The 24,300-nt window shown below is 64.8% G+C and carries 29 protein-coding genes and 1 tRNA gene; 16 read left to right on the top strand and 14 right to left on the bottom strand.

The genetic code is table 11. The features are described 5' to 3' along the window. Positions 1–89 precede the first annotated feature (89 nt). The 8 genes from FQ775_RS08910 (at position 90) to FQ775_RS08945 (ending at position 7,377) form a co-directional block, all read left to right on the top strand. Positions 90–749, top strand: a complete 660-nt coding sequence (locus FQ775_RS08910; protein WP_146301564.1) for an exopolysaccharide biosynthesis protein — start codon at positions 90–92, stop codon at positions 747–749. A 134-nt stretch (positions 750–883) separates the two neighbouring features. Then, complete coding sequence (locus FQ775_RS08915; protein ID WP_146301565.1) at positions 884–1,186, top strand: virulence factor; 303 nt, start codon at positions 884–886, stop codon at positions 1,184–1,186. Beyond that, positions 1,179–1,766 carry a methylenetetrahydrofolate reductase C-terminal domain-containing protein gene (locus FQ775_RS08920; protein WP_146301566.1) on the top strand — a complete coding sequence of 196 codons (588 nt, stop codon included), beginning with the start codon at positions 1,179–1,181 and terminating at the stop codon, positions 1,764–1,766. Before FQ775_RS08915 ends, FQ775_RS08920 begins: the two co-directional genes overlap by 8 nt. Continuing rightward, a complete protein-coding gene (locus FQ775_RS08925; protein ID WP_146301567.1) occupies positions 1,763–2,866 on the top strand; it encodes a methylenetetrahydrofolate reductase in 1,104 nt (367 codons plus the stop codon). Before FQ775_RS08920 ends, FQ775_RS08925 begins: the two co-directional genes overlap by 4 nt. Positions 2,867–2,933: 67 nt before the next feature. Then, positions 2,934–3,905: a methyltetrahydrofolate cobalamin methyltransferase gene (locus tag FQ775_RS08930; RefSeq protein ID WP_146301568.1), complete on the top strand. Its 972-nt coding sequence runs from the start codon at positions 2,934–2,936 to the stop codon at positions 3,903–3,905. A gap of 73 nt (positions 3,906–3,978) precedes the next feature. Next, positions 3,979–4,248, top strand: a complete 270-nt coding sequence (locus tag FQ775_RS08935; protein ID WP_146301569.1) for a hypothetical protein — start codon at positions 3,979–3,981, stop codon at positions 4,246–4,248. A gap of 48 nt (positions 4,249–4,296) precedes the next feature. Further along, positions 4,297–6,324 (top strand): ASKHA domain-containing protein, encoded by a 2,028-nt coding sequence (locus FQ775_RS08940; RefSeq protein WP_146302116.1) that lies wholly within the window; start codon positions 4,297–4,299, stop codon positions 6,322–6,324. Positions 6,325–6,426: 102 nt separating this feature from the next. Beyond that, positions 6,427–7,377, top strand: coding sequence for an alpha/beta hydrolase (locus FQ775_RS08945; protein ID WP_146301570.1), 951 nt, complete (start codon positions 6,427–6,429; stop codon positions 7,375–7,377). Here FQ775_RS08945 and ligD read toward each other — a convergent pair. Next, entirely contained in the window at positions 7,320–8,225 is a 906-nt protein-coding gene (ligD, locus tag FQ775_RS08950; protein ID WP_146301571.1) for a non-homologous end-joining DNA ligase, read from the bottom strand. The two genes, FQ775_RS08945 and ligD, sit on opposite strands and share 58 nt — an antisense overlap. A gap of 65 nt (positions 8,226–8,290) precedes the next feature. Beyond that, positions 8,291–9,190 (bottom strand): LysR substrate-binding domain-containing protein, encoded by a 900-nt coding sequence (locus tag FQ775_RS08955; RefSeq protein ID WP_146301572.1) that lies wholly within the window; start codon positions 9,188–9,190, stop codon positions 8,291–8,293. Positions 9,191–9,310: 120 nt separating this feature from the next. Here FQ775_RS08955 and FQ775_RS08960 point away from each other — a divergent pair, with 120 nt between their 5' ends. The 5 genes from FQ775_RS08960 to FQ775_RS08980 all read left to right on the top strand — a co-directional run bounded on the left by FQ775_RS08960 (position 9,311) and on the right by FQ775_RS08980 (position 11,498). Next, a complete protein-coding gene (locus FQ775_RS08960) occupies positions 9,311–9,487 on the top strand; it encodes a hypothetical protein (RefSeq protein ID WP_167812862.1) in 177 nt (58 codons plus the stop codon). A 41-nt stretch (positions 9,488–9,528) separates the two neighbouring features. Further along, the gene (locus tag FQ775_RS08965) at positions 9,529–9,702 is read left to right on the top strand and encodes a hypothetical protein (RefSeq protein ID WP_167812864.1); all 174 of its coding nucleotides are present in this window, start codon (positions 9,529–9,531) and stop codon (positions 9,700–9,702) included. 61 nt (positions 9,703–9,763) lie between these two features. Then, a complete protein-coding gene (locus tag FQ775_RS08970; RefSeq protein ID WP_167812866.1) occupies positions 9,764–9,913 on the top strand; it encodes a hypothetical protein in 150 nt (49 codons plus the stop codon). 227 nt (positions 9,914–10,140) lie between these two features. Beyond that, positions 10,141–10,281: a hypothetical protein gene (locus FQ775_RS08975; protein ID WP_167812868.1), complete on the top strand. Its 141-nt coding sequence runs from the start codon at positions 10,141–10,143 to the stop codon at positions 10,279–10,281. Between the two features lie 218 nt (positions 10,282–10,499). Then, complete coding sequence (locus FQ775_RS08980; protein ID WP_146301573.1) at positions 10,500–11,498, top strand: GlxA family transcriptional regulator; 999 nt, start codon at positions 10,500–10,502, stop codon at positions 11,496–11,498. Between the two features lie 24 nt (positions 11,499–11,522). On the opposite strand, the gene FQ775_RS08985 is transcribed toward FQ775_RS08980, so the two are convergent. The 3 genes from FQ775_RS08985 to FQ775_RS08995 all read right to left on the bottom strand — a co-directional run bounded on the left by FQ775_RS08985 (position 11,523) and on the right by FQ775_RS08995 (position 15,962). Next, positions 11,523–12,338, bottom strand: a complete 816-nt coding sequence (locus FQ775_RS08985) for a DUF1194 domain-containing protein (RefSeq protein WP_432420054.1) — start codon at positions 12,336–12,338, stop codon at positions 11,523–11,525. Positions 12,339–12,427: 89 nt separating this feature from the next. After that, on the bottom strand, positions 12,428–13,228 hold the full coding sequence (locus FQ775_RS08990; RefSeq protein WP_167812870.1) for a DUF1194 domain-containing protein: 801 nt from the start codon (positions 13,226–13,228) through the stop codon (positions 12,428–12,430). Between the two features lie 172 nt (positions 13,229–13,400). Further along, positions 13,401–15,962 (bottom strand): GcvT family protein, encoded by a 2,562-nt coding sequence (locus tag FQ775_RS08995; protein ID WP_146301576.1) that lies wholly within the window; start codon positions 15,960–15,962, stop codon positions 13,401–13,403. Between the two features lie 221 nt (positions 15,963–16,183). On the opposite strand from FQ775_RS08995, the gene FQ775_RS09000 reads away from it, so the two are divergent. Both FQ775_RS09000 and FQ775_RS09005 read left to right on the top strand, forming a co-directional pair. Then, complete coding sequence (locus FQ775_RS09000; RefSeq protein ID WP_146301577.1) at positions 16,184–17,308, top strand: GNAT family N-acetyltransferase; 1,125 nt, start codon at positions 16,184–16,186, stop codon at positions 17,306–17,308. Positions 17,309–17,349: 41 nt separating this feature from the next. After that, entirely contained in the window at positions 17,350–18,246 is an 897-nt protein-coding gene (locus FQ775_RS09005) for a hypothetical protein (protein ID WP_146301578.1), read from the top strand. 17 nt (positions 18,247–18,263) lie between these two features. On the opposite strand, the gene FQ775_RS09010 is transcribed toward FQ775_RS09005, so the two are convergent. The 8 genes from FQ775_RS09010 to FQ775_RS09045 all read right to left on the bottom strand — a co-directional run bounded on the left by FQ775_RS09010 (position 18,264) and on the right by FQ775_RS09045 (position 23,689). Further along, positions 18,264–18,896, bottom strand: a complete 633-nt coding sequence (locus FQ775_RS09010) for a Maf-like protein (protein ID WP_146301579.1) — start codon at positions 18,894–18,896, stop codon at positions 18,264–18,266. Positions 18,897–18,945: 49 nt separating this feature from the next. Then, on the bottom strand, positions 18,946–19,164 hold the full coding sequence (gene infA, locus FQ775_RS09015; RefSeq protein ID WP_146301580.1) for a translation initiation factor IF-1: 219 nt from the start codon (positions 19,162–19,164) through the stop codon (positions 18,946–18,948). Between the two features lie 97 nt (positions 19,165–19,261). Continuing rightward, positions 19,262–19,732: an arsenate-mycothiol transferase ArsC gene (locus tag FQ775_RS09020; protein WP_256378216.1), complete on the bottom strand. Its 471-nt coding sequence runs from the start codon at positions 19,730–19,732 to the stop codon at positions 19,262–19,264. Between the two features lie 16 nt (positions 19,733–19,748). Continuing rightward, positions 19,749–20,231, bottom strand: a complete 483-nt coding sequence (locus FQ775_RS09025) for a UPF0262 family protein (RefSeq protein ID WP_146301581.1) — start codon at positions 20,229–20,231, stop codon at positions 19,749–19,751. A gap of 9 nt (positions 20,232–20,240) precedes the next feature. Beyond that, positions 20,241–21,533 (bottom strand): histidinol dehydrogenase, encoded by a 1,293-nt coding sequence (gene hisD / locus FQ775_RS09030; protein ID WP_146301582.1) that lies wholly within the window; start codon positions 21,531–21,533, stop codon positions 20,241–20,243. A 10-nt stretch (positions 21,534–21,543) separates the two neighbouring features. Further along, positions 21,544–21,978 carry a DUF2948 family protein gene (locus FQ775_RS09035; protein ID WP_146301583.1) on the bottom strand — a complete coding sequence of 145 codons (435 nt, stop codon included), beginning with the start codon at positions 21,976–21,978 and terminating at the stop codon, positions 21,544–21,546. 93 nt (positions 21,979–22,071) lie between these two features. Next, complete coding sequence (gene murA / locus FQ775_RS09040) at positions 22,072–23,361, bottom strand: UDP-N-acetylglucosamine 1-carboxyvinyltransferase (protein WP_146301584.1); 1,290 nt, start codon at positions 23,359–23,361, stop codon at positions 22,072–22,074. 118 nt (positions 23,362–23,479) lie between these two features. Next, the gene (locus tag FQ775_RS09045; protein WP_146301585.1) at positions 23,480–23,689 is read right to left on the bottom strand and encodes a hypothetical protein; all 210 of its coding nucleotides are present in this window, start codon (positions 23,687–23,689) and stop codon (positions 23,480–23,482) included. 186 nt (positions 23,690–23,875) lie between these two features. Here FQ775_RS09045 and FQ775_RS09050 point away from each other — a divergent pair. After that, positions 23,876–23,950, top strand: a tRNA-Thr gene (locus tag FQ775_RS09050). 100 nt (positions 23,951–24,050) lie between these two features. On the opposite strand, the gene FQ775_RS09055 is transcribed toward FQ775_RS09050, so the two are convergent. Beyond that, positions 24,051–24,212: a hypothetical protein gene (locus FQ775_RS09055; protein WP_167812872.1), complete on the bottom strand. Its 162-nt coding sequence runs from the start codon at positions 24,210–24,212 to the stop codon at positions 24,051–24,053. Between the last annotated feature and the right edge of the window lie 88 nt (positions 24,213–24,300).

The following is a 24,300-nucleotide window of genomic DNA, read 5'->3' on the forward strand; positions in this document are numbered from 1 at the left end:
TCACAATGGGTTAACTGTCGGCGGGGCAAGATATGCGTACGCGCAGGGGTCGGGACGCCGCGTCACGGTACGCGGATCAAGGGCGTGAGATGGACACAGCAAGCGACATGGCCGTTCCCCGGCCGATCGGTCGACGGCGCCCGCGACGGCTATCCGAGGTCTTCACGCGGCTTTCGGCCGACGCCAAGGATCGGGTGACGATCGAAGCTATTCGCGACGCCCTCGGCGACCGCTCCTTTGCCGCGCTGCTGGTTTTCTTCGCCGCGTTCAATCTGATCCCGCTGCCGCCCGGAGCCTCGATCGTCCTCGGCGCACCGCTGATCATCGTCTCGGCCCAGATGGTGCTCGGTCGCAAGACGGCATGGCTTCCGGCCTTCCTGATGCGCAAATCGCTGAGCGCCGAGCAGTTCGCCCACCTCACCGAGCGCCTGGCGCCGCGCCTGATGTGGCTCGAAAGGCTGATCCGGCCACGCTACTGGCCCTTCTGGCGCCAGAAGGGCGACCGGATCATCGGCATCGTCGCACTCATCCTGGCAATCGCGGTGGTACTACCGATTCCGCTCGGCAACTGGCTGCCGGCCTTTGCTACCGCGCTGATCGGGCTCGCCCTTTCCGAACGCGACGGCATCCTGTTCGCCATCGGCGTCGGGGTCGGCATTGTCTCGCTCATAGTGATTGCGGTCGTCATCGCTTCCGCAGGCGCCGTGCTGCACCTGATCTGGGCGCATTCCGGCATGACAGGCTGGTAGTTCACGCCCCATCGCGGCTGTGAGCTCTGGTCTAGGCGCGACGTCGCATTTGAATGCCCGCGCGTCGTCTCATAACAAGCAGCACGTTCGGCGTTGCGGCAATGCTCGGCCAATTCCATTGAGGAGTCCGGCCGATGGCCGATCTGATCGTCGTCTACTGGCGGGATATCCCGGCTCAGGTGATCGTGCGCAAGGGGCGCAAGAACGCCAAGCGTGAACTGTCGGAACGCTTCATCGCGGCCATCGACATGGCAGCGATGCGCTCGGACTCCCACGATTCGGACAGCTATCTCGAAGAATGGCGCAAGGCCGACCCGATCCCTGTCGGCGACGATATCGAAAGCGAGGCGGACAAGGCCGTCGCCGAGATAGAGCAAGCCTTCGACAAGGATCGCCTCGTCGCTCTGGCGAAGCAAGGAGGGCATGCCAATGGCTGACACCTCCGGCAGGGTCACGCTCGCCACCCGCGTGAAGCGCGCTGCGGCACGGCTCGATTATCGTCCGGCCGACGTCTCGCCGCAGCGGCGGGTGCAGCGCCGCTATTCGATCCGCCTCTGGTCGGTGCGCCACGCGCGCTTCCTCGAACGGCTATACAACCTCTTCGCGGACCTGTTCCTGCGCCTGCACCCGGTCTGGAAGACGATCGGCTACCAGCGCGCCGAAGCGCCGGTCAAATTTGTCGAAAAGCGGGTCAAGGGCCTGCTGTTCGACTGCCGCATGTGCGGTCAGTGCGTGCTGTCCTCGACCGGCATGTCGTGCCCCATGAACTGCCCGAAACAGCTCCGCAACGGCCCTTGCGGCGGGGTGCGCGCCAACGGCCACTGCGAGGTCGAGCCCGACATGCCCTGCGTGTGGGTCAAGGCGTGGGAAGGCTCGCGGCTGATGCGTGGCGGCGATGCCATCAAGAATGTCCAGAAGCCGGTCGATCAGTCCTTGCGCGAGACTTCGGCCTGGCTGCGCGTCACGGCACTGGCCGCCGCCGAGCGCGAGCACAAGCGTCAGGATGAAGCGGCATGAGCGGCCAGCGCCCCCATCAGGTCGACGAAAACCCGGCCGGCGTCGACCTGCCACTGGATGCCCTGCCCGGCCATTCCTCGCGCGGGCGCCTCGAACGCGTTCTGCGTCGTGGCGAATTCGCCGTCACCGCGGAGCTCAACCCGCCCGACAGCGCCAATCCGCAGGATGTCTACGAGCGCGCGGCGATCTTCGACGGCTGGGTCGATGGCATCAACGCGGTCGACGCCTCGGGCGCCAACTGCCACATGTCCTCGGTCGGCATCTGCGCGCTGCTGACCCGCATGGGCTACGCGCCGATCCTCCAGATTTCCTGCCGCGACCGGAACCGCATCGCCATTCAGGGCGACGTGCTTGGCGCCTCCGCCATGGGCGTCGGCAATATCCTTTGCCTGACGGGCGACGGTGTGCAGGCGGGCGACCAGCCCGGCGCCAAGCCCGTGTTCGACCTCGACTGCATGTCGCTGCTTGAGACCATCCGAACGATGCGCGACGAGGCAAAGTTCCTGTCGGGGCGCAAGCTGACGACGCCGCCCGCGGTTTTCCTCGGAGCGGCGATCAACCCCTTCGCGCCACCGCACGAGTTCCGTCCGCATCGGCTCGCCAAGAAAGTCGCCGCCGGCGCCCAGTTCGTGCAGAGCCAGTATTGCTACGACGTGCCGCTGTTCCGCGAATACATGAAGAAGGTCCGCGATCTCGGCCTGCTCGACAAGGTGTTCGTCATGTGCGGCGTCGGTCCCCTCGCCTCGGCCCGCACCGCGCGCTGGATGCGCTCCAACGTTCCTGGCGTGCATATTCCCGACGCGATCATCGAGCGCCTCGAAGGCGCGGCCGAGCAGAAGAAGGAAGGCAAGCGGATCTGCATCGACATCATCAACGAGGTCAAGGAGATCGAAGGCGTCTCCGGCATCCATGTCATGGCCTACCGGCAGGAGGAGTTCGTGGCCGAGATCGTCCACGAATCCGGCGTGCTGAAGGGCCGCAAGCCCTGGAAGCGCGAGGCCCGCATCGACGACGCCATGGTTGCCGAACGGCTTGACCACATCCTGCACGACGAAACCACCGAAACGCCGCAACAGATCGTCAAGGAAGCCGCCAATTGAGCGGCTCCACGAGAGACAACGTAACCAATCGATACCGCCCTGGCCGTATCACCCGGAGAGAGATCACATGACCCGCACCATCGTCGCCTCGGCGCGCAAGGAAATCGTCATTGGCTTTGACCAGCCCTTCTGCGTCATCGGCGAGCGCATCAACCCCACCGGCCGCAAGAAGCTCGCCGCCGAGATGGTCGAAGGCAATTTCGAGACCGTGAAGAAAGACGCGCTCGAACAGGTCGCCGCCGGCGCCACCATGCTGGACGTCAACGCCGGCGTCACCGCTGTCGACCCCAACGCCACCGAGCCGGCGCTCCTGGTGCAGACGCTGGAGATCGTGCAGGATCTCGTCAACGTGCCGCTCTCCATCGACAGCTCGGTGACGGCAGCCATCGAGGCCGCGCTCAAGGTCGCAAAGGGTCGTCCGCTGGTGAACTCGGTCACCGGCGAGGAAGAAAAGCTCGAGGCGATCTTGCCGCTGATCAAGAAATACGACGTCCCCGTCGTTGCCATCTCGAACGACGAAACCGGCATCTCCATGGACCCCGACGTCCGCTTCGCCGTTGCAAAGAAGATCGTCGAGCGCGCTGCCGATCACGGCATTCCGGCGCACGATATCGTCGTCGACCCGTTGGTCATGCCGATCGGCGCGCTCGGTGACGCCGGCCGCCAGGTCTTCGCGCTGCTGCGCCGCCTGCGCGAGGAACTGAAGGTCAACACCACCTGTGGCCTGTCCAACATCTCCTTCGGCCTTCCGCACCGCCACGGCATCAATGCCGCTTTCATTCCGATGGTGATCGGCGCCGGCATGACCAGCGCCATCATGAATCCCTGCCGTCCGCAGGAAATGGAGGCGGTGCGTGGCGCCAACGTGCTGGCCGGCACCGACAAGGACTGCGCGACCTGGATCAGGACCTACAAGGACTACAAGCCGGTCGAGGGTGGCCATGCCGCTCCCGCGCCTGCGGCCGCCAACAGCAGTGGCGAAAGCGGCGGCGGACGCCGCCGCGGCGGTCGAGAGGCGCGCATGTCGGCAAGGGGGTGAAGGAATAGGTGCTTATTTCGCATTGACAAGCTCGACAGGTAGCGCGGAATCAAGGCGGAGAAGCAAAATTGATATGAACCCAGAAACAGGCGTCACCATCCTGACGATCTTGCAGAAGCGCGTGCCGTTCGACCCGACGGCTATCGTTTACTTCAATGGAAAGGTCGCGACTGTTTTTGGCATGAGTTTTGTCGGACGAGACCTCGGAGAGGACTTCGACCGCTTTGTGTTTGAATCTGATCGTAGCGGCACCGGGCCTGCGGAATTTGTTTATACCAATGAAATTCGGCAGATCTTGGATCCGACGAACGGCCAGGTAATTTTTGATGCGACCGACAAGTAGCGAAAAGTGAATCCACCCCCCAACCTCACCGATCCCCTTGTGCTCTTCATGCCGTCCGGCAAGCGCGGACGGTTCCCCAAGGGCACGCCGGTGCTCGACGCCGCGCGCGAGCTCGGCGTCTATGTCGAGAGCGTGTGCGGCGGGCGCGCCACATGCGGCCGCTGCCAGATCGAGGTCCAGGAAGGTCATTTCGCCAAGCACAAGATCGTCTCGACCCTCGACCACATCTCGCCTGTCGGGGCGAAGGAGCGGCGTTACGTAGAAAAGCGCGGCCTGGCCGAAGGGCGCCGGCTGTCCTGTTCGGCAACGATCGAGGGCGACCTTGTCGTCGACGTGCCCCAGGATACCGTCATCAACGCTCAGGTGGTGCGCAAATCGCCCATCGAACGCATCATCGAGCGCAATCCGGCGGTCCAGCTCTGCTATGTCGAGGTCGACGAACCCGACATGCACAAGCCGCTCGGCGATCTCGACCGGCTGAAGGCGATGCTGGAAAAGGACTGGGGCTGGGAAGACCTTCTCGTCTCGCAGCACATCATCCCCAAGGTCCAGTCGATCCTGCGCAAGGGCAACTGGGGCGTCACCGCCGCCATCCACCAGGACATGGAATCCTCGCGCCCGACCATCATCGCGCTCTGGCCCGGCCTTCACAACGAAGCCTACGGCATCGCCTGCGACATCGGGTCCACGACGATCGCCATGCACTTGGTCTCGCTCTTGTCCGGCCGCATCGCGGCGTCGTCGGGCATCTCCAATCCGCAGATCCGCTTCGGCGAAGACCTGATGAGCCGCGTGTCCTACGTGATGATGAACCCGGACGGACGCGAGGCCATGACCAAATCGGTCCGCGCCGCCATCAACACGCTGATCGAGAAGGTCTGCGCCGAGGGCAACGTCAAGCCCGAGGACATTCTCGACGCCGTCTTCGTCGGCAATCCGATCATGCATCACCTGTTCCTCGGCATCGATCCGACCGAGCTCGGCCAGGCGCCCTTCGCGCTGGCGGTATCGGGCGCGGTCCACAGCTGGGGCAGCGAGCTCAACCTGGCGATCAATCTCGGCGCCCGTGTCTACGTCCTGCCGTGCATCGCCGGCCATGTCGGCGCCGACGCCGCCGGCGCGGTGCTGTCGGAGCAGCCGCACCACCAGGACCGAATGATGCTTCTGGTCGACGTCGGCACCAATGCCGAGATCGTGCTCGGCAACAGTCATCGCGTGGTCGCCGCCTCGTCGCCGACCGGCCCCGCCTTCGAGGGCGCCGAGATTTCGTCCGGTCAGCGCGCGGCTCCCGGCGCCATTGAACGCGTCAGGATTGACAAGGAAACGCTTGAACCACGCTACAAGATCATCGGCTCGGATCTGTGGTCCGACGAGGAAGGCTTCGCCGCCGATGCCGAGCGCCTTGGCATCACCGGCATCTGCGGCTCCGCCATCATCGAGGTGGTGGCCGAGATGTATCTCGCCGGCATCATCTCCGAAGACGGCGTCGTCGACGGCTCGATGGCTGCAAGAAGCCCGCGCATCGTCCCGGACGGGCGTACATGGTCGTATCAGGTCAGCAACGGGCGCCAGCAGATCACGGTGACCCAGACCGACGTCCGCGCCGTCCAGCTGGCCAAGGCCGCCCTTTACGCCGGCATCAAGCTGTTGATGGAAAAGATCGGCATCGACGAGGTCGACACGATCCGTTTCGCCGGTGCCTTCGGCTCCTTCATCGACCCGAAATACGCCATGGTGCTCGGCCTCATTCCCGACTGCGAACTCTCCGAGGTCAAGGCCGTCGGCAATGCAGCCGGCACCGGCGCGCTGATGGCGCTCTTGAACAGCAGCTACCGGCGCGAGATCGAGACCGTGGTGCGCCGTATCGAAAAGATCGAGACCGCGCTCGAACCCCGCTTCCAGACCCATTTCGTCGATGCGATGGCGCTGCCCAACAAGACCGATCCTTTCCCGCGCCTGTCCGAAAAGGTCGAACTGCCGCCGCGCAAGCTGCTGTCAGCCGCCGGCGAAGGCGGTGGCTCCGGTCCGCGCCGGCGCTCGCGCGAGGAGCGTGCGGCCCGGCGCGCAAGGACTTGACGGGAAACGCGTTTTCGAAGCAGTCGGTCGATTGCAACAGCCGCCAAACTTGACGCGGCGGCTGGCGCGCATTTCACTGGCGCCCCTCGTGGAAAGGGCGCCATGGCAAGTCTGAAGAGCCACCTCGTTGCATTCGTGCTAAGGCACACGCGCAAGAAATCCTTCCGCACCGCCGATGCGATGCACCGGCGCATCGCCAAGGCGCGCAAGCTGGAGGACCATCGGCCGCCGAAGTCAGTTGCCGACAGGCTGCGCATTCGCGAGCGGCAGGTTCATGGCTTTCCGGTCTACGAGGTCGAGCCGCCCGGGGAGCACACGGCGACCCGCTTGATCTATTTCCACGGCGGCGCCTACTGCTTCGAGATCACCGCGCATCACTGGAAGCTGATCGCCGAGCTTTGCGAGCGCCTTGGCATGCGTGTCGCGGTGCCGATCTACCCGCTCGCGCCGGAGCACGATTTCCACGCCATGTTCGGCATGGCCCTCGAACTCTACAGGGACATGCTCGCCGAAACCCCGGCCGAGCGCATTGTCTTTGCCGGCGATTCGGCCGGCGGCAACATGGCCCTCGTGCTGACCATGCTGTCCGCCGAGGAAGGGCTGCCCGCCCCTGCCCGCCAGGCCCTGATCTCGCCCGGCCTAGACATGACCATGTCAAATCCTCAAATGATTGAGGCGGCAAAGAGCGATCCCTGGCTCGACATCCCCGGCGGGCTTGAGGCGGTGCGGCTTTATTCGGCCGGCATCGACGCGGCCGACTGGCGCATCAGTCCGCTCTACGGGGATCTCGCTGTCCTGCCGCCGACGCTGCTGCTGACCGGCACCCGCGACCTTCTCTACCCGGACACGCTTGTCTTTGCCGATCGTTTGCGTGACGCCGGCGTGGAAACCGAGCTCCTCGTCGAGCCGGGCATGATCCATGTCTGGCCGCTGATCGACATGCCGGAGGCACGCCGCGCCCGCGATTCAATCGTTGCCTGGCTCTCCGCTGCGGCTCAGCCGCCTGAGGAGGCAGACGCGACCGCCGTGACCAGTTCGCTCGTGACCGACTGACGCCAGCCGGATGCTACCTGCCACGGGTCCGCTTCCTGGAGACGCTCCGGCATGTCGGCAAGCGTGAACCGGCTTGAGGCGGAAATCCCCGGCAATTCCTCCCACGACACCGGGGTCGCGACAGGCGCACCCCTTCTGGCGCGTGTCGAATAAGGTGCGATCGCCGTCGCGCCGCGTTCGTTGCGCAGCCAGTCGATGAAGACCCTGCCGTGCCGCTTGTCCTTCGCGGCCTGCGCCACATAACGTTCGGGTTGCTCCGCCGCGATCATCTGCGCAAAGCCGCGCGCGAAAGCCTTGACCTGCGGCCACTCCGCCCGCCTTTCCAGCGGCGCCACGACATGCAGGCCCTTGCCGCCGGTCAGCAGCGGCAGTGTCTTGAGGCCGAGCGCGGAGAGCCGGTCGCGAAGCTCGACCGCGGCTTGCTTCGTGTCTGAAAAACCCAGTTCCTCGTCGGGATCGAGATCGAAGACCAGCCGGTCCGGCTTTTCCAGACGGTCGATTCGCGAGCCCCAGATATGGAGCTCCAGAGCCGACATCTGAACCGCAGCCACCAGCCCGGAAATGTCCGCGGCGTAGAGATAGTCGTCGAGGCCGCCGTCGGCTTCGGTGATTTCCTTGCGCTTGAGTTGGGCAGGCATCGTCTTGCCGCCGTGCTTCTGGAAAAAGCAATCCCGGTCGCAGCCGTCAGGGCAACGCACCAGGCTCACCAGCCTGTCCTTGACAAACGGCAATATGCGCGCGGCCACCTGTTCGTAATGCCTCGCCAGATCAGCCTTTGTCGGCCCGCCAGCGCCAAAAAGCGGCTTGTCGGGATGCGTCAGCCGCACGCCGGCGATCTCGCTTGGCATCCTGATGCCCTTCTGCAACCTTCAGGCCGACAACGCCGGCCCCAATCTCCGGTTCCGGCTTCTGGTCAGAACCGTCCGGTCGCCTTGAACGAATCCAGCGTGGCGCGGATGTGGTCCGCCGCCGCGCGCACCGGCGCGCTCGCTTCCGGGGCCACCATCATTGCCAGATTGTAGTCGGCGAGCTCCGGCAGTCCGTCCTTCGGCCCCAGCGCCACCAGTTCGCCGGAAATGAAGGAGCGCGGCAGCGGCGCCACCGCCAGATCGGCAAGAATCGCCGCACGCTGGCCAGCGGTATGGGCGCTCATATAGGCGACGCGGTAATTGCGGCCGATCTCGCCCAGCGCCTCCAGCGCATTGGCCCGCCAGATGCAGCCCTCCTCCCACAGCGACACCGGCAGGGGTTCGCGCAGATGCGCCGAGCCGCCCCGCGCCCCACCCCAGACCACCGGTTCGGTCAGCAGAACCTCCGCTTCCGACGGCGCAGTCCTCTCGCAGCAGGTGATGATGATCAGGTCGAGCTGGCGTTCGGCCATGCGTTTCTTGAGGTTGACGCTCTGGTCGATGGTCACGTCGACAGCGATCGCCGGATGAGTCTCGGCGAAACGCTTCAACACCGCCGGCAGCACCCGCTCGCCGTAGTCGTCCGGCGACCCCAGGCGCACCACGCCGGTGATGTCGGGGATGATGAACTTCGACACTGCTTCGCGGTTGATCGCCAGCAGGCGGCGCGCATAGCCGAGCAGCATCTCGCCATCGTTGGTCAGCGAGACCGAACGCGCGTCGCGCGTGAACACCGGGCGCCCAAGCATCTCCTCCAGCTTCTTGATCTGCATGGAAACGGCCGACGGCGTGCGAAACACGGACGACGCTGCCAGCGTGAAGCTGCCGGTCTCGGCGATGGCCACGAACGTCCGAAGTACGTCGAGTTCAAGCAGCGGCAGCGGATGGTTGAGAGGAGCGGTCATTCTGCCTTCCTTCAGATTTCTTGATCCAACAGATCATTCCATTTCGTTTGATTGAACATCATCACTCCCCCATAGTCAATATCGAAGCGGGCCGATGCCCGGGACGAAAGGAGAAAGCCGATGTTGCCCTTGACCGCTTTCGAACATCTGGTCGCCGGTTACGCCATCGCCCATGGCAAGGCCGAGGAAAAGCCGCTGCCGCCGTCCGAGCGCGCCCCTTCGCCGGTCCGCTGGCGTCGCCGGCTGCGCCGTAGCCTGGCCGATGCCACAGCGATCACCGCGCGTCCGCGCGCATGATCAAATTCATTCCGCCGCAACCCGAACCAAAGGAGGACGTCATGTCCGTATTCAGCTCGATCGGCCGCATGGTGCAGGCCTACACCGAAATGCGTCGTCTCAGCCGTGACGAGCAGTTCCTCAACTCGCTGCCGCACGAGATCCGCAAGGACATCGGCTGGCCCGACGCGCGCGACCGACTGGCCGCACGCTACCCGCACCTCAACAATCACTAGGCGCGATTGCGGGCCGCCCCCGGACGGCCCGCAAGCTCCAGTACCAGCCAGGAGACCTCCGATGAGCATTTTCGGCTCGCTGCGCGGCTTCCTTGCGGAGACGAGCGACATCATGGCCCATGCCCGCACCGGACGACCGGCCAACCGCCGCCCTGGAAACCGGCGTCGCCAGGCGGTGACTTGGCCGGCCACCCGTGCAAAAACGACATGACGCATATGAGAAATTCGCATGGCGATGCCGTTTTACTGTTAACTGTCTGTTCTTAATGGCATTTAGCAGGATGTCGTTACTTTGTCCGGTGTCGCATTTCGCATGGTTCGCTTCGCATTTTCTGCGGCAAAATCCGTGACGGATCACTACATATCCGTCACAACGAGATGCCCCACTCCACCGCGCGAAGGCAGACCCGTGAAACCTCGAATGCATGGAGAAACGTGATGAAGCTTTTCGCCCGCATGTTCGCCGGTCACCGCAACGGCAACCTCACCACCGTCTTCGAGCGCCAGCGTCTCGCCAGGACCATGCCCGGCCAGACCGGCGCGCTCGCGGCATCCCGCCTCGGCTACATCGTCAACTGAGTTCAGCGGCGCACCGCGCCAATCCTCCCTCAGACGCCCGCCGGTTCGCGCCGAGCGGGCGTCTTGCCATTGACGGTCCGCATGCCGACGACGAACGGCCGCTGACGCGAGGATAAACTTTGCCGGTAAGGTTTTCGGCGTTGACAGGCGACTGCGTTCGGGAGGACACTTCGCCCGCAAATGACGCCGGTGGAAACAATGATTGTCGTGGGGGCCAGATGAGCGCCAGGGGCACGGTCAAGAGATCCATCGTTTTCTACCTCATCCCAGACTTCACGATGCTCGCCTTTGCCACGGCACTGGAGCCGTTGCGCGCGGCCAACCGCATGCTCGGTTTCGAGGCTTATCGCTGGCGGCTGGCAAGCATCGATGGCAAGCCTGTGCGTGCCTCCTGCGGTGTCGAATGCGCGGTCGATACTTCGCTCGATGACGAGCGCCGCAAGATGTCGGGCCAGGACAGGCCCTCGATGGTTGTCGTCTGCTCCGGGATCAATGTCGAAAAATACGCCAATCGCTCGACTTTCGCGTGGTTGCGCGAAGAAGCCAACCGCGGTGTCTCCATCGGTGGCCTGTGCACCGGGGCCTACATCCTGGCTACGGCCGGCCTTTTGTCCAACCGCCGCTGCGCCATCCATTGGGAAAATCTGCCCGGCTTCGCGGAGCGTTTTCCCAAAGCCAACGTCATCGCCGACCTCTTCGAGGTCGACCAGAACATCTATACCTGCGCCGGGGGCACTGCGGCGCTCGACATGATGCTGAAGCTGATCGGCGACGATTTTGACGAGGGGTTGGTCAACCGCATCTGCGAGCAGGTTCTGACCGACCGCGTGCGCAGTCCCACCGACCGCCAGCGCCTGCCGCTGCGCGCCCGCCTCGGGGTACAGAACGCGAAGGTGCTTGCCATCATCGAATTGATGGAGGCCAATCTTTCCGAACCGCTGTCGCTGGTCGAGATCGCCGACGGTGTCGGGCTGTCGCGGCGCCAGATCGAGCGCCTCTTCCGGCAGGAAATGGGCCGCTCACCCGCCCGCTACTACCTTGAGATTCGTCTCGACCGCGCCCGCCACCTGCTGATCCAGTCCTCCATGCCCGTGGTCGAGGTCGCCGTCGCTTGCGGTTTCGTGTCGGCTTCGCATTTCTCCAAATGCTATCGCGAGCTCTACGCACGCTCGCCGCAGCAGGAACGCAACGACCGCAAGCACATGATGGCGGCCTAGCGCACGACGCGCCTTCCGAGCCGGTCAGTTGTCGTCCCAGATGCGCGAACGGTTAAGCCACATTTTTTCGCCGATCAGGCAGTCGTAGCCGGCACCGCCGGTCGCGGCCTTGCGGACAGGCAAGCCCGTGGCCACGGGTTCCGGCCAGCCCGTCCCGGCCAGTTCGAGCACCAGCTTGCGGCGGATCGCCTCGGGAAACTGCGACCACTCGTTGACCGGTATCATGAACGATCCCGGCCCGCCGATGACGCAATGGACATAATACTGGTCGAGGTCGGGAACGTCGAAGGCCGTCGTCAGGCCGCTGTTCGTCATCAGCGGCAGGCCGTTGATGACGATCCCCTTGCCGATGACGCTGTCGCGGGTAACGTCCACCTGCGCGCCCTGGTTGTTGGGGCCGTCGCCGGAGACGTCGATGACCCGCTTCATGCCGCGGAAACCATTGTCGTCGAAGAGCTTTTCGGCAAAGAGCAGCCCGCCCGATATCGATGTGCGGCGCGCGCTTCTGGCCGGTATCGCGGTGAGTTGCGCGACGAAGGCTTCCGCCTCCGACAGCGAGGAAATCCGCGCCCACGGCACCACGAGGCGCTGGCTGGTCTCGCCCGCCCATTCGAAATAGGTGACGGCGATCTTGCCGTGCACCCCGTCGCGGATCGCCTGCACCACTTGCTGGTGCACGAGCGCGGCGGCGTAGCCATCGCGCTGGATGGCGAGTTCGGCCGGCGACATCGAGAGCGACACGTCGACGGCGAGCACCAGTTCGACATCGACCACCTCGTCGCGCTCGAGTTCCTCCCCGCTTTGCGCGAATGCGGCCTGCCCGGCCAGCAGCCAGCCCAAGGAAAACAAAGCGCCAAGAACGGTGGTACGGAGACGGCCTCGGCGTTCGCAACAACGAGGCCTGACTGGAAGAACGAAGGTCTTTGCCATCAATCCTGCTCCATGCCGCTCCACATCTTCTCGCCGATCCGGCAATCGGTCGTGGCGGCTTTGCCGCTGTTTTCCCGGCCTGAAGCGCGCCAGACCTTCGGGCCGGCGTCGGACAGTTCGAGGATCAGCTTCCAGCGCACCGCTTCGGCGAACTGGTCCCAATTGCTGACTGGAAGAATGAAGGAACCCGGCCCGCCGATGACGCAATCGGTATAGTAGCGGTCGAGCAGCGCGATGGTCTCGTCGCCAAAGGCGCGCCCTTCCAGGATCATCGGCAGGCCGTTGATGGTGATCCCCTCGCGCACCGCCGCGTCGCGAAAGGTCGACACCAGCCCGCCCTCATTGTTCGGCCCGTCGCCGGAGATGTCGATCACGCGACGCGTGCCGCGGTAGCTGTTTTCTGCGAAGGCGCGCACCCCGTAGCGTATGGCGCCCGAGATCGAAGTCTGGAAAAGATTGCGCACCTTTGCCTCGTCCAGAAGGCGAACCACCTTCTCGGCGTCCGCGACGTTCGCGACCAGGGTCCACGGCACGATGACCTTGCGCGAGGTCGACGCGCCCCATTCGACATAGGTCACCGCCACCCGCCCGTAGCGGCCGTACTGGATGGCGCGCATGACGTCGGGGGAGCGGAACGCGGCCTTGTAACCTTCCCTTTGCAGGACCAGTTCGTCGCGCGTCATCGAGCTCGAAACGTCGACGGCCAGAACCAGTTCGACGTCGACCGGTTCCTCGCCGCCGATCTCCTGCGCAAGGAGAGAGACCGGAACCAGCGCCGAAAGCGCGGCGCCGACCGACATGCCCGCTATCCGGCGCAGACGAGACGACATAGCCTCATGATAGGGCAAACGCCGCCGCTGAAAAGAAAACCGAGGGGCGTGGCGCCCCGCGGCCTTTCACTTTTGCGCGACCGGCGTTACCGCTGACATATCGCTTGGAGCCTTCCGCGGCGCGTTCTCATCCGAGCACGACCTACGTCCGTGGCTTCAGATTCTCCGGATCGTAAAGCGGCTTGTAACCGATCGCTGCGACCTCGACTGGGTAAAGCTCGCCGAAATATTCCACCGACAGCTTACGGCCTTCCTGGCAATAGGCCCAGGGCAGATAGGCAAGCGCGATGTTCTTGCCGATCGTCGGGCCGTAGGCGACCGAGGTCGTGAACGACCGTCGGCCAAGCTCGTCGACCAGCGTTTCCCCGCTCTCCGGGTCCATGACCGGCATCGTGCCGACCGGAAAGCGCGCGACGCCGGTCTTGTCGGTGTTGTCGGTCATCACCAGCGTGCACAGCATCGCCGGCTGGTGCTCGCGCGATCGGTATTCGAGATGCTTGGTCTTGCCGCGGAAATCCGCTTCCTTGACCTTGGGCCGGGCAAGGTCGGCCTCGTAGAGATTGTACTCGGTCAGAAGGTCGGCGTTCTGCAGCCGCAGGCTTTTTTCCATGCGGCGCGAATTGGCGTAGGTTTCGACGCCGAATGCCATCACCCCGGTTTCACGCAGGGCGTCCCAGACGGCAAGACCGTCCTCGTAGCGCATATGCAGTTCCCAGCCCTGCTCGCCGACATAGGAGATGCGGAAAGCGGTGATGTCCTTGCCGGCAATCTTCAGTGACTTGATGGCCGCGAAGGGGAAGTTGCCGGGGCAGAGACCATCCGGATCCTCGACTACCTTTTGCAGCGTCGTGCGCGCGTTCGGCCCCCAGATGCCGATCGTGACGAATTTTTCGGTCACGTCGGTGATCGTGACGTCGAAGCCTTTGTCCGCCGCCACCCTGCGCATGTAGTGGAAGTCGCGCGGGCCGGCATCGGCGCCGTCGACGACGCGGCAGCGATCCGCCATGCGGATCACCGTCAGGTCGGCGCGAACCATGCCCTCGTCGTCGAGGAAATGGGTGTAGATGCCCTTGCCCACCATGTTGTCGCCGCCGATCTTGGCTGCGCAGAGCCATTCCATCAGCTCGACATGGTCTGGGCCCTCGACGTCGTACATGGCGAAATGCGACAGGTTCACGATGCCGCAATTCTCGCTCATCTCGAGATGTTCGGCATTCGACACGCGCCAGAAATGACGGTTGTCCCATTCGTTCTCGCGAACCGGCACCCGGTTACCGTGCTTTTCGAGCAGATGTTCGTTGGCGGCGTAGCCGTGTGCGCGTTCCCAGCCGCCCAGTTCCATGAAATGCCCGCCAAGTTCGACCTCGCGCTCGTAGAAAGGCGAGCGGCGCAGATTGCGCCCCTTGCCGAAAGGCTCGCGCGGGTGGACGGCGGGGTTGTAGATCTTCATCGCCGTTTCCGTGCAGCGGTCGTGGATGAAATCCTCGCGCATCTGGTGCGGGTAGAAGCGTGCATAGTCGATGGCATGATGGTCGATCTCGGTACGCCCGTCCGTCATCCAGTCCGCGACCAGCTTGCCCATGCCCGGCCCGTCCTTGACCCAGATGCCAACCGCGTACCACAGGCCCCTCACCTTCTGGCTTTCGCCGATCGAGGGTCCGCCATCGGTGGTCACCTGCAGGAGACCGTTGAAGGAGTGGCTTTCGTTGTAGCCAAGCTCGCCGAGGATCGGGGTCAGCTCCATCGCGCGCTCGAGCGGCTCGATGACCTGCTCCATGTCGAGGTCGCGCTGCGAGGGTGAAAGCCGCGCTTCCTCCTTCTCAAGCAGCTCGCGCGGATGCACCAGGCGCGGGTTCTTCTCTTCGTAGTACCCCCACTCGATCTGGCCACCCTCTGCGGTCTTTGGATCGCCGGTGTCGCGCATATAGGCCGAGTTGCCCTGATCGCGCATGAGCGGCCAGCCGATATCCTTGCCGGTGCCGGCGAACTCGTCATATGGGCCGAAGAAGGTCAGCGGATGGTCGACCGGCATCACCGGCAAATCCTCACCCGCCAGCGCCGCGATCAGCCGGCCCCACAGGCCGGCGCAGACGACGACATGGTCGGCGCGAATCGTGCCGCGATGGGTGACAACGCCCTTGATGCGCCCGTCCTCGATGAGAAGCGACTGCGCCGGCGTATTGGCGAAGGCTGTTAGTTTGCCGGCGGCCACGCCCTGGTCGACGAGCTTGCCGGCAACCGTCTGCGAGCGCGGGATCACGAGGCCCGCATCCGGATCCCACAGGCCGCCCTGGACTAGGCTCTCCTCGATCAGCGGGAACTTCTCTTTGATCTCGTCAGGCTCGATCAGCCGTGCGCGGGTCCCAAAGGCCTTGGCCGAGCCGACCTTGCGCCGGATTTCGTCCATGCGTCCGTCATCGCCGACGCGAGCCACTTCGAGGCCGCCGACGCGGGCGTAGTGGCCCATCTTCTCGTAGAAATCGATCGAATAGAGCGTCGTCCAGCACGACAGGAAATCGTGGCTCGTCGTGTAGCAGAAGTCGGAGGCGTGCGCCGTCGAACCGATGTCCGTCGGAATGCCGGACTTGTCGATGCCGACGATACCGTCCCATCCGCGCTCGATCAGGTGGTGCGCGACGGAGGCGCCGACGATGCCGCCCAACCCGACGATGACAACCTTCGCCTGTTGCGGAAATTCAGCCATGGTCCGCGCCTCCGGAATGGGTTTCGGGCGCGGACTATAATTCGCGCTGCGGGCGGCGGCGCAGCCTGTTTGCGACATCGCCGAAACGGCCCGCGACGCTGCAGCGCCGAGCCCTTCGGTGGCGGAGGCCCATTAACCGTTCCGACCGGCTGTTAACGCGGCCGTATCGCTTTTGTGCTAGCAAAGCGCCGGGTCGACGGGACGAAACTTGGGGAGTGCGCATGCCTTTGCAGGCATTGGCAGATCATGCGGCAAAGCACGGCCATCCGCGCCCTGTTGCCGGCGCCTGCGTGGTGGCGCTCGAAGCCAGCTTCGATTTCCGCACTTCGGAATATGCGCGGCTGTTCGATCAGTCCGACGCCACCGCGTTCCAGCATCCCATATGGCTCGATGCCTTGTACCGACAGCTTGCGCCGCGGCGTGGCGCGGAAAAGGTCGTCGTCACCGGTCGCGATCGCGAGACGGGCGAATTGCTGTTCTTGCTGCCGCTGCTCAGACGCCGCAAATCGGGTGTCATCCTGCTCGAAGCGACCGACCTCGGCGTCAGCGACTACGCCGCACCCGTCTGCGACAGGCGCTTCCGCGCAGAGGCCGGCCTCGCCCCTGACGTTCGCGCCGTCCTGCCCGCCTTCGATACGCTGCGTATCCGCCCGGTCCGCGGCGAACATGTCGCAGCCTGGCAATTCTTCCTAGGCGGCGACGCGGTACGGCAGGATTTTTCCGCCCACGCGGTGATGCTTTCGCCGGATTTCGGTGCATGGCGCGAAAACGCTCTGGCACCCAGCTTCAGAAAGATGCTCGACCGCAAGAAGAAGCGCTTCCTGAAGCAGGACGGCGCCTCCGTGCGACTGCTGCGGGACGATGGAGAACTCCGGGACGCAATCGCCGCGATCGCCCGCCTGCGCGCCGGCCGCTTCGAAGGCGACCTGATCCAGTCTGGCTACGTGGCCGACTTCTATGCCCGGATCGCGGCCGAGGGTTCGGCGGCCGGGCTTTCCCGCACCTATGCGATCGCTCTTGGCGGCGAACCGATCGGCTTTGCGTTCGGGCTGACCCATGCCGGAAATTTCAACTACCTCCTGATCGGCTGCGATTACGACGCCCACGGGCGCCATTCGCCAGGACTGATCCTCTATGATTCGATGATCGAAGACTGGATCGCAAGTGGCGGAAAGATCTTCGATTTCACGATCGGCGACGAAGCCTTCAAGAAGGAGTTCGGCACCGCCGAAACCGCCATTTACGAGATCAGCGACTGCGCGACGTGGCGCGGCCGTCTTGCGCGCGCGGGGCTTGCGGCGCGCGAAGGGTTGCGCCGCATGCGGGAGACCAGGAAGGACGGCTGACGGCGCCTTTGCGACAAGGCCGGGACGACGGAGGGGACATTATGGGCAATCGACCGGAATTTCTGGAGAATTCGGTCATCATCGGCGCGCATCCGGACGACGAACTGTTGTGGTTCAATTCGATCCTGCGCGACGTCGATGAAGTCATCATCGTCTATCGCGACTTCTGGGCGCAGCCGGGCCTTGGCGAAGCTCGCGCGGAGGCGCTCGGCAACTATCCGCGCGACCGCGTCACCTGTCTCGGCATTCCCGAATCCGGAGCCTATGGCTGCGCCGACTGGAACGACCCGACACTGACCGAGTTCGGCATCGGCTTTTCGGCCGAGGCCAGCCGGCGCGAGGCAACGCGGATTGCACGCAAGTCACTGTCGGCGGTGCGCGCCATCAATTCCGACCGCGTCGCCGCTGCCAGCGTCGCCCGCAGCTACCAGGAAAACCACGCGGTCATCCTTGAAGCGCTCGAAAGCCGGCTCAAGCCCGGCATGAACGTCTTTTCCCACAATCCATGGGGTGAATACGGCCACGAGGAGCACATCCAGGTCTATCGCGTTCTGGAACAGCTACGCGACAGGATCGGCTTCAGGCTGTGGATGTCGAACTATTGTACCGAGCGCGCCATGCCGCTGGCCATGCGTTACTTCGCCGACGCGCCGGGCGGCTATGTTCGCCTCGCCACGGACAAGAGCTACGCGGAGGAGATCGCTGCCGTCTACAAGAACGCCGGCTGCTGGACCTGGGCCGACGACTGGGCCTGGTTCGACGAGGAGTGCTTCATGGAGGCGCCGAGGGCTGCGCAGAAGCCGGCCGCGCACCGACATCTCTTCCCGCTCAACTTCTTTGCCATCGATCCGGCACCGCCACGCAAATGGCTGCCGATCGCGCTGACCATGTCCGCGGCCTCCGCGGCCATCGCGGCGACGATCTCGGAGACGATATAGGCGGCGAAGAACGCGGCCTACGCCGTGCGAGCGGCGGAGAGCCAGCCGAAGTGGACCTTGTAGCCTTCACCTGACAGCAGGCTGACCGTTTCGTAGAGCGGCAGGCCGACGACGTTGGAATAGGAACCCACCAGCTTGACCACGAAGGTGCCGGCCAGCCCCTGGATGGCGTAGCCGCCGGCCTTGCCGCGCCACTCCCCCGAGGCGAGATAGCTCTCCAGTTCCTCGCGTGACAGACGCTTGAAGCGGACCTTGGTCTCGACAAGCCGCTGGCGCAGCTTCCCCGACGGCGTCACCAGGCAGATGCCGGTGTAGACCCGGTGCGTGCGCCCCGAAAGCAGCCGCAGGCAGTTCGAGGCTTCGTCGAGGAGTTCGGTCTTCGGCAGGATGCGCCGGCCGACGGCCACCACGGTATCGGCGGCCAGGATGAAGGCGCCCTCAAACCCTTCCTCTTCCGACAGTGCTGCCAGCGCCTTTTCCGCCTTGGTCTTGGAAAGCCGTTTGGCGAGCGAGCGCGGGTGTTCGGCCCTGGCCGGCGTCTCGTCGACGTCGGCCGGAAACACCCGGTCGGGCTCGGCGCCCGCCTGCTGCAGGAGCTCGATGCGGCGCGGCGAGCCCGAGGCAAGCACCAGCTTCTGAAAAACGCTCATGGTGTTGTGGATGTCGGCAAGGGGCGCGCCGCTCCGTGCGGAAGATGCCTTACTTGAAGCGGTAGGTGATGCGGCCCTTCGTCAGGTCGTAGGGGGTCATTTCCACCAGAACCTTGTCACCGGTCAGAACCCGGATGCGGTTTTTGCGCATGCGGCCGGCGGTATGGGCGATGATTTCGTGATCGTTTTCGAGCTTGACCCGGAACATCGCATTCGGCAGCAGTTCCGTGACGGTGCCCGGAAATTCGAGGACTTCTTCCTTCGACATTCGGTACCTTTTCTTGAGGACAAAGGCGGCCGGCATCGTGGCGGGCCGCAGATCGCGCGGAACCTATATGATTATCCGCGCCTTGTGAACACGCTTGTTAGCTGGCGGCGGTCACGCCGAAACGCCGCCGGATGCGCTCGGAGAGCCGGTCTCGCACCTCGCGATAGGCGGATAGAATCTGCTCGCGTGTGCCCGACGCGGTCGAAGGGTCGGGCATCGGCCAGTATTCGACATCCACGGACATCGTCCGCGTCAGCTCAAGCGCGGCGTGATGCGCCTCGGGGGCCAACGTGATGATCAGGTCGAAATAGTCGTCCTCCAGATCATCGAGCGTGCGCGGCGCCCGCGCCGCGGTCCCCAGTCCTGCCTCCGCCAGCACCGCGTCCACGAACGGATCGCGTTCGCCGGCCCTCACCCCCGCCGAGGCAAGGTAGACATTGGCGGGCAGCAGCGAGCGCGCGATCCGCTCGGCCATCGGGGAGCGGATCGCGTTCATGCCGCAGACGAACAGAACCGAGTTGGGTAAGCTTCCCTGCCCCGGCGCGCCGCGCTCTGGATCGGACGCCACCCCGATCAAGCGCCCCTCATCCACGCCAGTGCAGGACGCAGACCAGCGTGAACAGCCGCCGGGCGGTATCGAAGTCGACCTCGATCTTGCCCGACAGACGGTCCATCAGCGTCTGCGATCCTTCATTGTGGAGACCGCGGCGGCCCATGTCGATCGCCTCGATCTGCGACGGCGTGGCACTGCGGATTGCCTGGTAATAGCTTTCGCAGATCAGGAAATAGTCCTTCACGATGCGACGGAACGGCGTCAGCGAAAGGATGTGTGTGACAACATCTCCCCCGTCCTCGCGCGTCACTTTCAGGACAAGCCGCGAGTCGGCCAGCGACAGGTTCAGCCGGTAAGGCCCGCCGCCTTCGTCCCCGACCGGGTGAAAGGCGTTTTCCTCGATCAGGTCGAAGATCGCGACAGCGCGTTCATGCTCGACATCGGGCGTCGAACGTCCGATCGACTCGTCGAGGACGACGTCGATCAGCCGGGAACTGTTTTCGCCGCCCGACACCCGCAAGCCTCAGAGATTGAGCCGGACGGCGACCGAGCGCGCATGCGCGCCGAGCCCCTCGGCTTCGGCAAGTGCGATCGCGGCCGGCCCGAGCGCCCGCAATTGTTCGGTGCCGAGCTTCAGGATCGACGTCCGCTTGACGAAATCGAGCACCGACAGGCCCGACGAAAAACGCGCCGACCGTGCGGTCGGCAGCACGTGGTTGGAACCGCCGACATAGTCGCCGATCACCTCGGGCGTGTGGCGGCCGATGAAGATCGCACCGGCATTGCGCACCTTCGCCGCCACCTCTTCGGCGGCATCGAAGGCGAGTTCGAGATGTTCCGGCGCGATGCGGTCGGCGAGCCGGACGGCGTCGGCGAGTTCGGGCACCACGATCACCGCGCCGTAGTCGCGCCAGCTCGCCGAGGCAGTCTCGGCGCGCGGCAATTGCTTGAGCTGACGATCCACCGCGGCCGCCACCGCCTCGCCGAAACCGCCATCGTCGGTAATCAGGATCGATTGCGCCGCGGTGTCGTGCTCGGCCTGGGCGAGCAGATCGGCCGCGATCCAGTCCGGATCGTTGTCACCGTCGGCGATCACCAGAACCTCGGACGGGCCCGCGACCATGTCGATCCCGACCTTGCCGAACACCTGGCGCTTGGCGGCTGCCACATAGGCGTTGCCGGGTCCGACGATCTTTGCGACCGGCGCCACCGTTTCGGTGCCGTAGGCAAGCGCCGCCACGGCCTGGGCGCCGCCAACCCGGTAGACCTCCGTCACACCGGCCAGCCGCGCCGCCACCAGCACCAGCGGATTGAGGATGCCGTCCGGTGCGGGCACCGCGATCACGATGCGCTCGACGCCGGCAACCTTCGCCGGTACCGCATTCATCAGCACGGAACTCGGATAGCTGGCCGTGCCCCCCGGAACGTAGAGCCCTACCGACTCGATCGCTGTCCAGCGCGAGCCGAGTTCGACCCCCAGTGCGTCCTGATAGCGGTCGTCGGCGGGCAGTTGGCGCTTGTGGTGCGACGCGATGCGGTCGCGGGCCAGTTCAAGCGCTTCGACGGTCGCCGGGTCCGCGGCCGCCAGCGCTTCCTCGAACGCCTCGGCCCCGACCCTCAGCGTCGCAGCGGTGAGGTCGTTGCGGTCCAGCCGGTTGGTGTACGCGACAAGGGCGGCATCGCCCTCCTCGCGAACCCTGGCGATGATCTCGCGCACGACCTTGTCGACATCCTCGGAGACCTCTCGTTTCGTCTCGAGGAAGGCGGCAAACCGCTCGTCGAAATCCGGCGCCGTGCTGTCGAGGGTGATCGCCATGGCGCCGGCCTCAGATGTCGTGGCGAGGCCGTGAACTGGCCTCCCAGGCGCCGCCGAGATCGGCCAGCCGGGCCTCGATACATTCGACCTCGATGCGCATCGTCGCACCACCGGCAAAGGTGAGTTCGACCGTGCCGCCGGGCGCCTGCGTCTCGGTGAACCCGATCGCCAGCAGCGACAGCACCTCCTCCTTCTTGTCCCGCGCGATCGCCTGCGTCTTGACCGACTGCACCCGGTCGAAATGCAGCACGCAGTTGCGACGCTCATTGTGCGGCACCATCAGCTTTTTCGGCGCCTCCCACACGAAGCGGTTCATAGCCAGGAGCAGCCGGCTTTCGCGCGGGCGATAGTCGATGTCACCCACCTTCAGGACGGCATCCTGAACATGTGCGGACAGAACCTGAAGGTCTTCGGCGTCCAGCGCCACGAGTTTCAGGGATGTCATTGATATTGGCTCGTTTCCGGTCGGGTCGCGCGTCGCGCCTGTGTTATGCGGTCTTGCCCGCAAGCGCAATGCGCGCGCCTCCCGCACGGGGCTCTATCCGGAGATGCGCTCGATCGCGGCGCCGCAGCGCGACAGCTTTTCCTCGAGCCGCTCGAAGCCGCGGTCGAGGTGATAGACCCGGTTGACGGTGGTTTCGCCGTCGGCCGCCAGCCCGGCGATGACCAGCGACACCGAGGCGCGCAGATCGGTCGCCATCACCGGCGCGCCCTTGAGCTTCGACACCCCCTCCACGATCGCGGTCTGGCCGGAAAGGCTGATGTCGGCGCCGAGCCGGGCCAGTTCCTGGACATGCATGAAGCGGTTTTCGAAGATCGTCTCGGTAATCCGCGAACGGCCTTTCGCCATCGTCATCAGCCCCATGAGTTGGGCCTGCAGATCGGTCGGAAAGCCCGGAAACGGCTCGGTGGTTACTTCCACCGGCGCGATGCCGGCGCCGTTGCGGGTCACCCTGATGCCTTCATTGGTCGGCTGGATCTCGGCGCCGGCGCGCGAGATCACGTCCAGCGCGTTTTCGAGCAGATCCGGCCGCGCGCCCTCCAGCATCACGTCGCCACCGGTCATTGCCACCGCCATCGCATAGGTGCCGGTCTCGATACGGTCCGGAATCACCCGATGCCGTGCGCCGGAAAGCGCGGCCACGCCCTCGATCGTGATGGTATGGGTACCGGCGCCCGAAATGCGCGCACCCATGGCGTTGAGGCAGTCGGCGAGGTTCACGATTTCCGGCTCGCGCGCGGCATTCTCGAGCACCGTGTCGCCCTTGGCCAACGAGGCCGCCATCATCAGGACATGGGTGGCGCCGACCGAGACTTTCGGGAACGCATAGCGGCCTCCCGCCAGGCCCTTCGGCGCCCGCGCCACCACATAACCATTGTCGATCTCGATCTCCGCGCCGAGCGCCTTCAGGCCGTCGATGAACAGATCGACCGGCCGTGTGCCGATGGCGCAGCCGCCTGGCAGCGAAACCCGCGCCTCGCCGGTACGTGCCAGAAGTGGCCCGATCACCCAGAAGCTCGCCCGCATCTTCGAGACCAGTTCGTAGGGCGCGGTGGAGTTGACGATGTTGCGGGCGGTGAAGTGGATGGTGCGCGAATAGCCGTCGCCCTGGCTTTCACGCCTGCCGTTCACCGAATAGTCGACGCCGTGGTTTCCGAGGATGCGGATCAGCTGCTCGACATCGGCCAGATGCGGAACGTTGTCGAGCGTCAGCGTGTCGTCGGTCAAAAGCGATGCGATCATCAGCGGCAAGGCCGCGTTCTTGGCGCCGGAAATGGGGATGGCGCCCTTGAGCTGGTTGCCGCCGACGATCCTGATTCTGTCCATGATGCCACTTTCGGCGCGACCGCGCCCCGTCCGGTTCGATTGCAAAGGCCCTCTAAGTCAACCGAGCGATCGGCGCAAGAAAGGCAAACATCCGGTCTAGCACGCAACAAGGCGGAAATCAGGCGTCCGAAGAACCATCCACCGTTTCCGCGTCGGGCTCACCCCCGCCCTGCATCGGATCGAGCCCGTCCGGCCGCTCGTCGGCCGCCCCGGCGCGCCGTGCCCTGGCCTGCGCCTTGCGCCGCGCCAGATTGGCCCGCAGCTGCTCGGCCAGCCTGCCCTTTCGGATGTCGCTCTGGCCGTGGTTGTCCTTGTTGCCGGCACTCAATTGATGATCCACTCGAAACAATCCATCGCGCCTTGATAGCGCGTCGCCGGCGAACCTCCAAGCCACACACTGCCCTATGCCGGTTACATCGTATCGGCGCCAGGGAAAGCGCTGTGGCAGACGTGTGTCACCGGGCCGCAAATGGCCTTGCGCTGCAAGGCGATCGCGTCTATTCAGGCGCCCGTTGCTGCCGTAGCTCAGTGGTAGAGCACTCCCTTGGTAAGGGAGAGGCCGTGAGTTCAATCCTCACCGGCAGCACCAGCTTCAAGGCCTTCGTCAACGTCCACCGAAAAGAACGCGCATTGCAGCGCGCGGCGCCGCATAGTGCGGCAGCGAAACTCAGTCGGGGTCCGCTCGCGACTCAGCGCCCGATCGGGCACCATGGCGGAGGAAGCTGCTTGTCGGCCCCATAGCCCCGGCCCGTCGGCCCCTTGGTGTTGCATTGCTCTGGCAGGGTGGACGTGACCGTGCAGCCGGCCGCGATCATGCCGATGGCCACAAGAATCAGAAAACGCGCGCGCATGAAGGCATAGCTCCTCGATTCCGCTCGCCGCAACCTACGGAATCAAGACATCGTCTGCGAGGCTTTTCTGTGCCCGGCAGGCGCCAAA

Source organism: Nitratireductor mangrovi (assembly GCF_007922615.2).
GTDB classification, from domain to species: domain Bacteria; phylum Pseudomonadota; class Alphaproteobacteria; order Rhizobiales; family Rhizobiaceae; genus Mangrovimarina; species Mangrovimarina mangrovi.

What these genes read in the sequence shown, in the direction of transcription:
- FQ775_RS08920 (WP_146301566.1), top strand. Translation starts at nt 1,179, where the DNA reads ATGGCTGACACCTCCGGCAGGGTCACGCTCGCCACCCGCGTGAAGCGC.
- hisD (WP_146301582.1), bottom strand. Translation starts at nt 21,533, where the DNA reads ATGGCGATCACCCTCGACAGCACGGCGCCGGATTTCGACGAGCGGTTT.
- FQ775_RS08910 (WP_146301564.1), top strand. Translation starts at nt 90, where the DNA reads ATGGACACAGCAAGCGACATGGCCGTTCCCCGGCCGATCGGTCGACGG.
- FQ775_RS09010 (WP_146301579.1), bottom strand. Translation starts at nt 18,896, where the DNA reads ATGAGCGTTTTTCAGAAGCTGGTGCTTGCCTCGGGCTCGCCGCGCCGC.
- FQ775_RS09000 (WP_146301577.1), top strand. Translation starts at nt 16,184, where the DNA reads ATGCCTTTGCAGGCATTGGCAGATCATGCGGCAAAGCACGGCCATCCG.
- FQ775_RS08995 (WP_146301576.1), bottom strand. Translation starts at nt 15,962, where the DNA reads ATGGCTGAATTTCCGCAACAGGCGAAGGTTGTCATCGTCGGGTTGGGC.
- FQ775_RS09005 (WP_146301578.1), top strand. Translation starts at nt 17,350, where the DNA reads ATGGGCAATCGACCGGAATTTCTGGAGAATTCGGTCATCATCGGCGCG.
- FQ775_RS08955 (WP_146301572.1), bottom strand. Translation starts at nt 9,190, where the DNA reads ATGACCGCTCCTCTCAACCATCCGCTGCCGCTGCTTGAACTCGACGTA.
- FQ775_RS09055 (WP_167812872.1), bottom strand. Translation starts at nt 24,212, where the DNA reads ATGCGCGCGCGTTTTCTGATTCTTGTGGCCATCGGCATGATCGCGGCC.
- FQ775_RS08970 (WP_167812866.1), top strand. Translation starts at nt 9,764, where the DNA reads ATGAGCATTTTCGGCTCGCTGCGCGGCTTCCTTGCGGAGACGAGCGAC.
- FQ775_RS08990 (WP_167812870.1), bottom strand. Translation starts at nt 13,228, where the DNA reads ATGTCGGTCGGCGCCGCGCTTTCGGCGCTGGTTCCGGTCTCTCTCCTT.
- FQ775_RS08930 (WP_146301568.1), top strand. Translation starts at nt 2,934, where the DNA reads ATGACCCGCACCATCGTCGCCTCGGCGCGCAAGGAAATCGTCATTGGC.
- FQ775_RS08965 (WP_167812864.1), top strand. Translation starts at nt 9,529, where the DNA reads ATGTCCGTATTCAGCTCGATCGGCCGCATGGTGCAGGCCTACACCGAA.
- infA (WP_146301580.1), bottom strand. Translation starts at nt 19,164, where the DNA reads ATGTCGAAGGAAGAAGTCCTCGAATTTCCGGGCACCGTCACGGAACTG.
- FQ775_RS08945 (WP_146301570.1), top strand. Translation starts at nt 6,427, where the DNA reads ATGGCAAGTCTGAAGAGCCACCTCGTTGCATTCGTGCTAAGGCACACG.
- ligD (WP_146301571.1), bottom strand. Translation starts at nt 8,225, where the DNA reads ATGCCAAGCGAGATCGCCGGCGTGCGGCTGACGCATCCCGACAAGCCG.
- FQ775_RS08940 (WP_146302116.1), top strand. Translation starts at nt 4,297, where the DNA reads ATGCCGTCCGGCAAGCGCGGACGGTTCCCCAAGGGCACGCCGGTGCTC.
- FQ775_RS08925 (WP_146301567.1), top strand. Translation starts at nt 1,763, where the DNA reads ATGAGCGGCCAGCGCCCCCATCAGGTCGACGAAAACCCGGCCGGCGTC.
- FQ775_RS08935 (WP_146301569.1), top strand. Translation starts at nt 3,979, where the DNA reads ATGAACCCAGAAACAGGCGTCACCATCCTGACGATCTTGCAGAAGCGC.
- FQ775_RS09035 (WP_146301583.1), bottom strand. Translation starts at nt 21,978, where the DNA reads ATGACATCCCTGAAACTCGTGGCGCTGGACGCCGAAGACCTTCAGGTT.
- FQ775_RS08915 (WP_146301565.1), top strand. Translation starts at nt 884, where the DNA reads ATGGCCGATCTGATCGTCGTCTACTGGCGGGATATCCCGGCTCAGGTG.
- FQ775_RS08975 (WP_167812868.1), top strand. Translation starts at nt 10,141, where the DNA reads ATGAAGCTTTTCGCCCGCATGTTCGCCGGTCACCGCAACGGCAACCTC.
- murA (WP_146301584.1), bottom strand. Translation starts at nt 23,361, where the DNA reads ATGGACAGAATCAGGATCGTCGGCGGCAACCAGCTCAAGGGCGCCATC.
- FQ775_RS08960 (WP_167812862.1), top strand. Translation starts at nt 9,311, where the DNA reads ATGTTGCCCTTGACCGCTTTCGAACATCTGGTCGCCGGTTACGCCATC.
- FQ775_RS08980 (WP_146301573.1), top strand. Translation starts at nt 10,500, where the DNA reads ATGAGCGCCAGGGGCACGGTCAAGAGATCCATCGTTTTCTACCTCATC.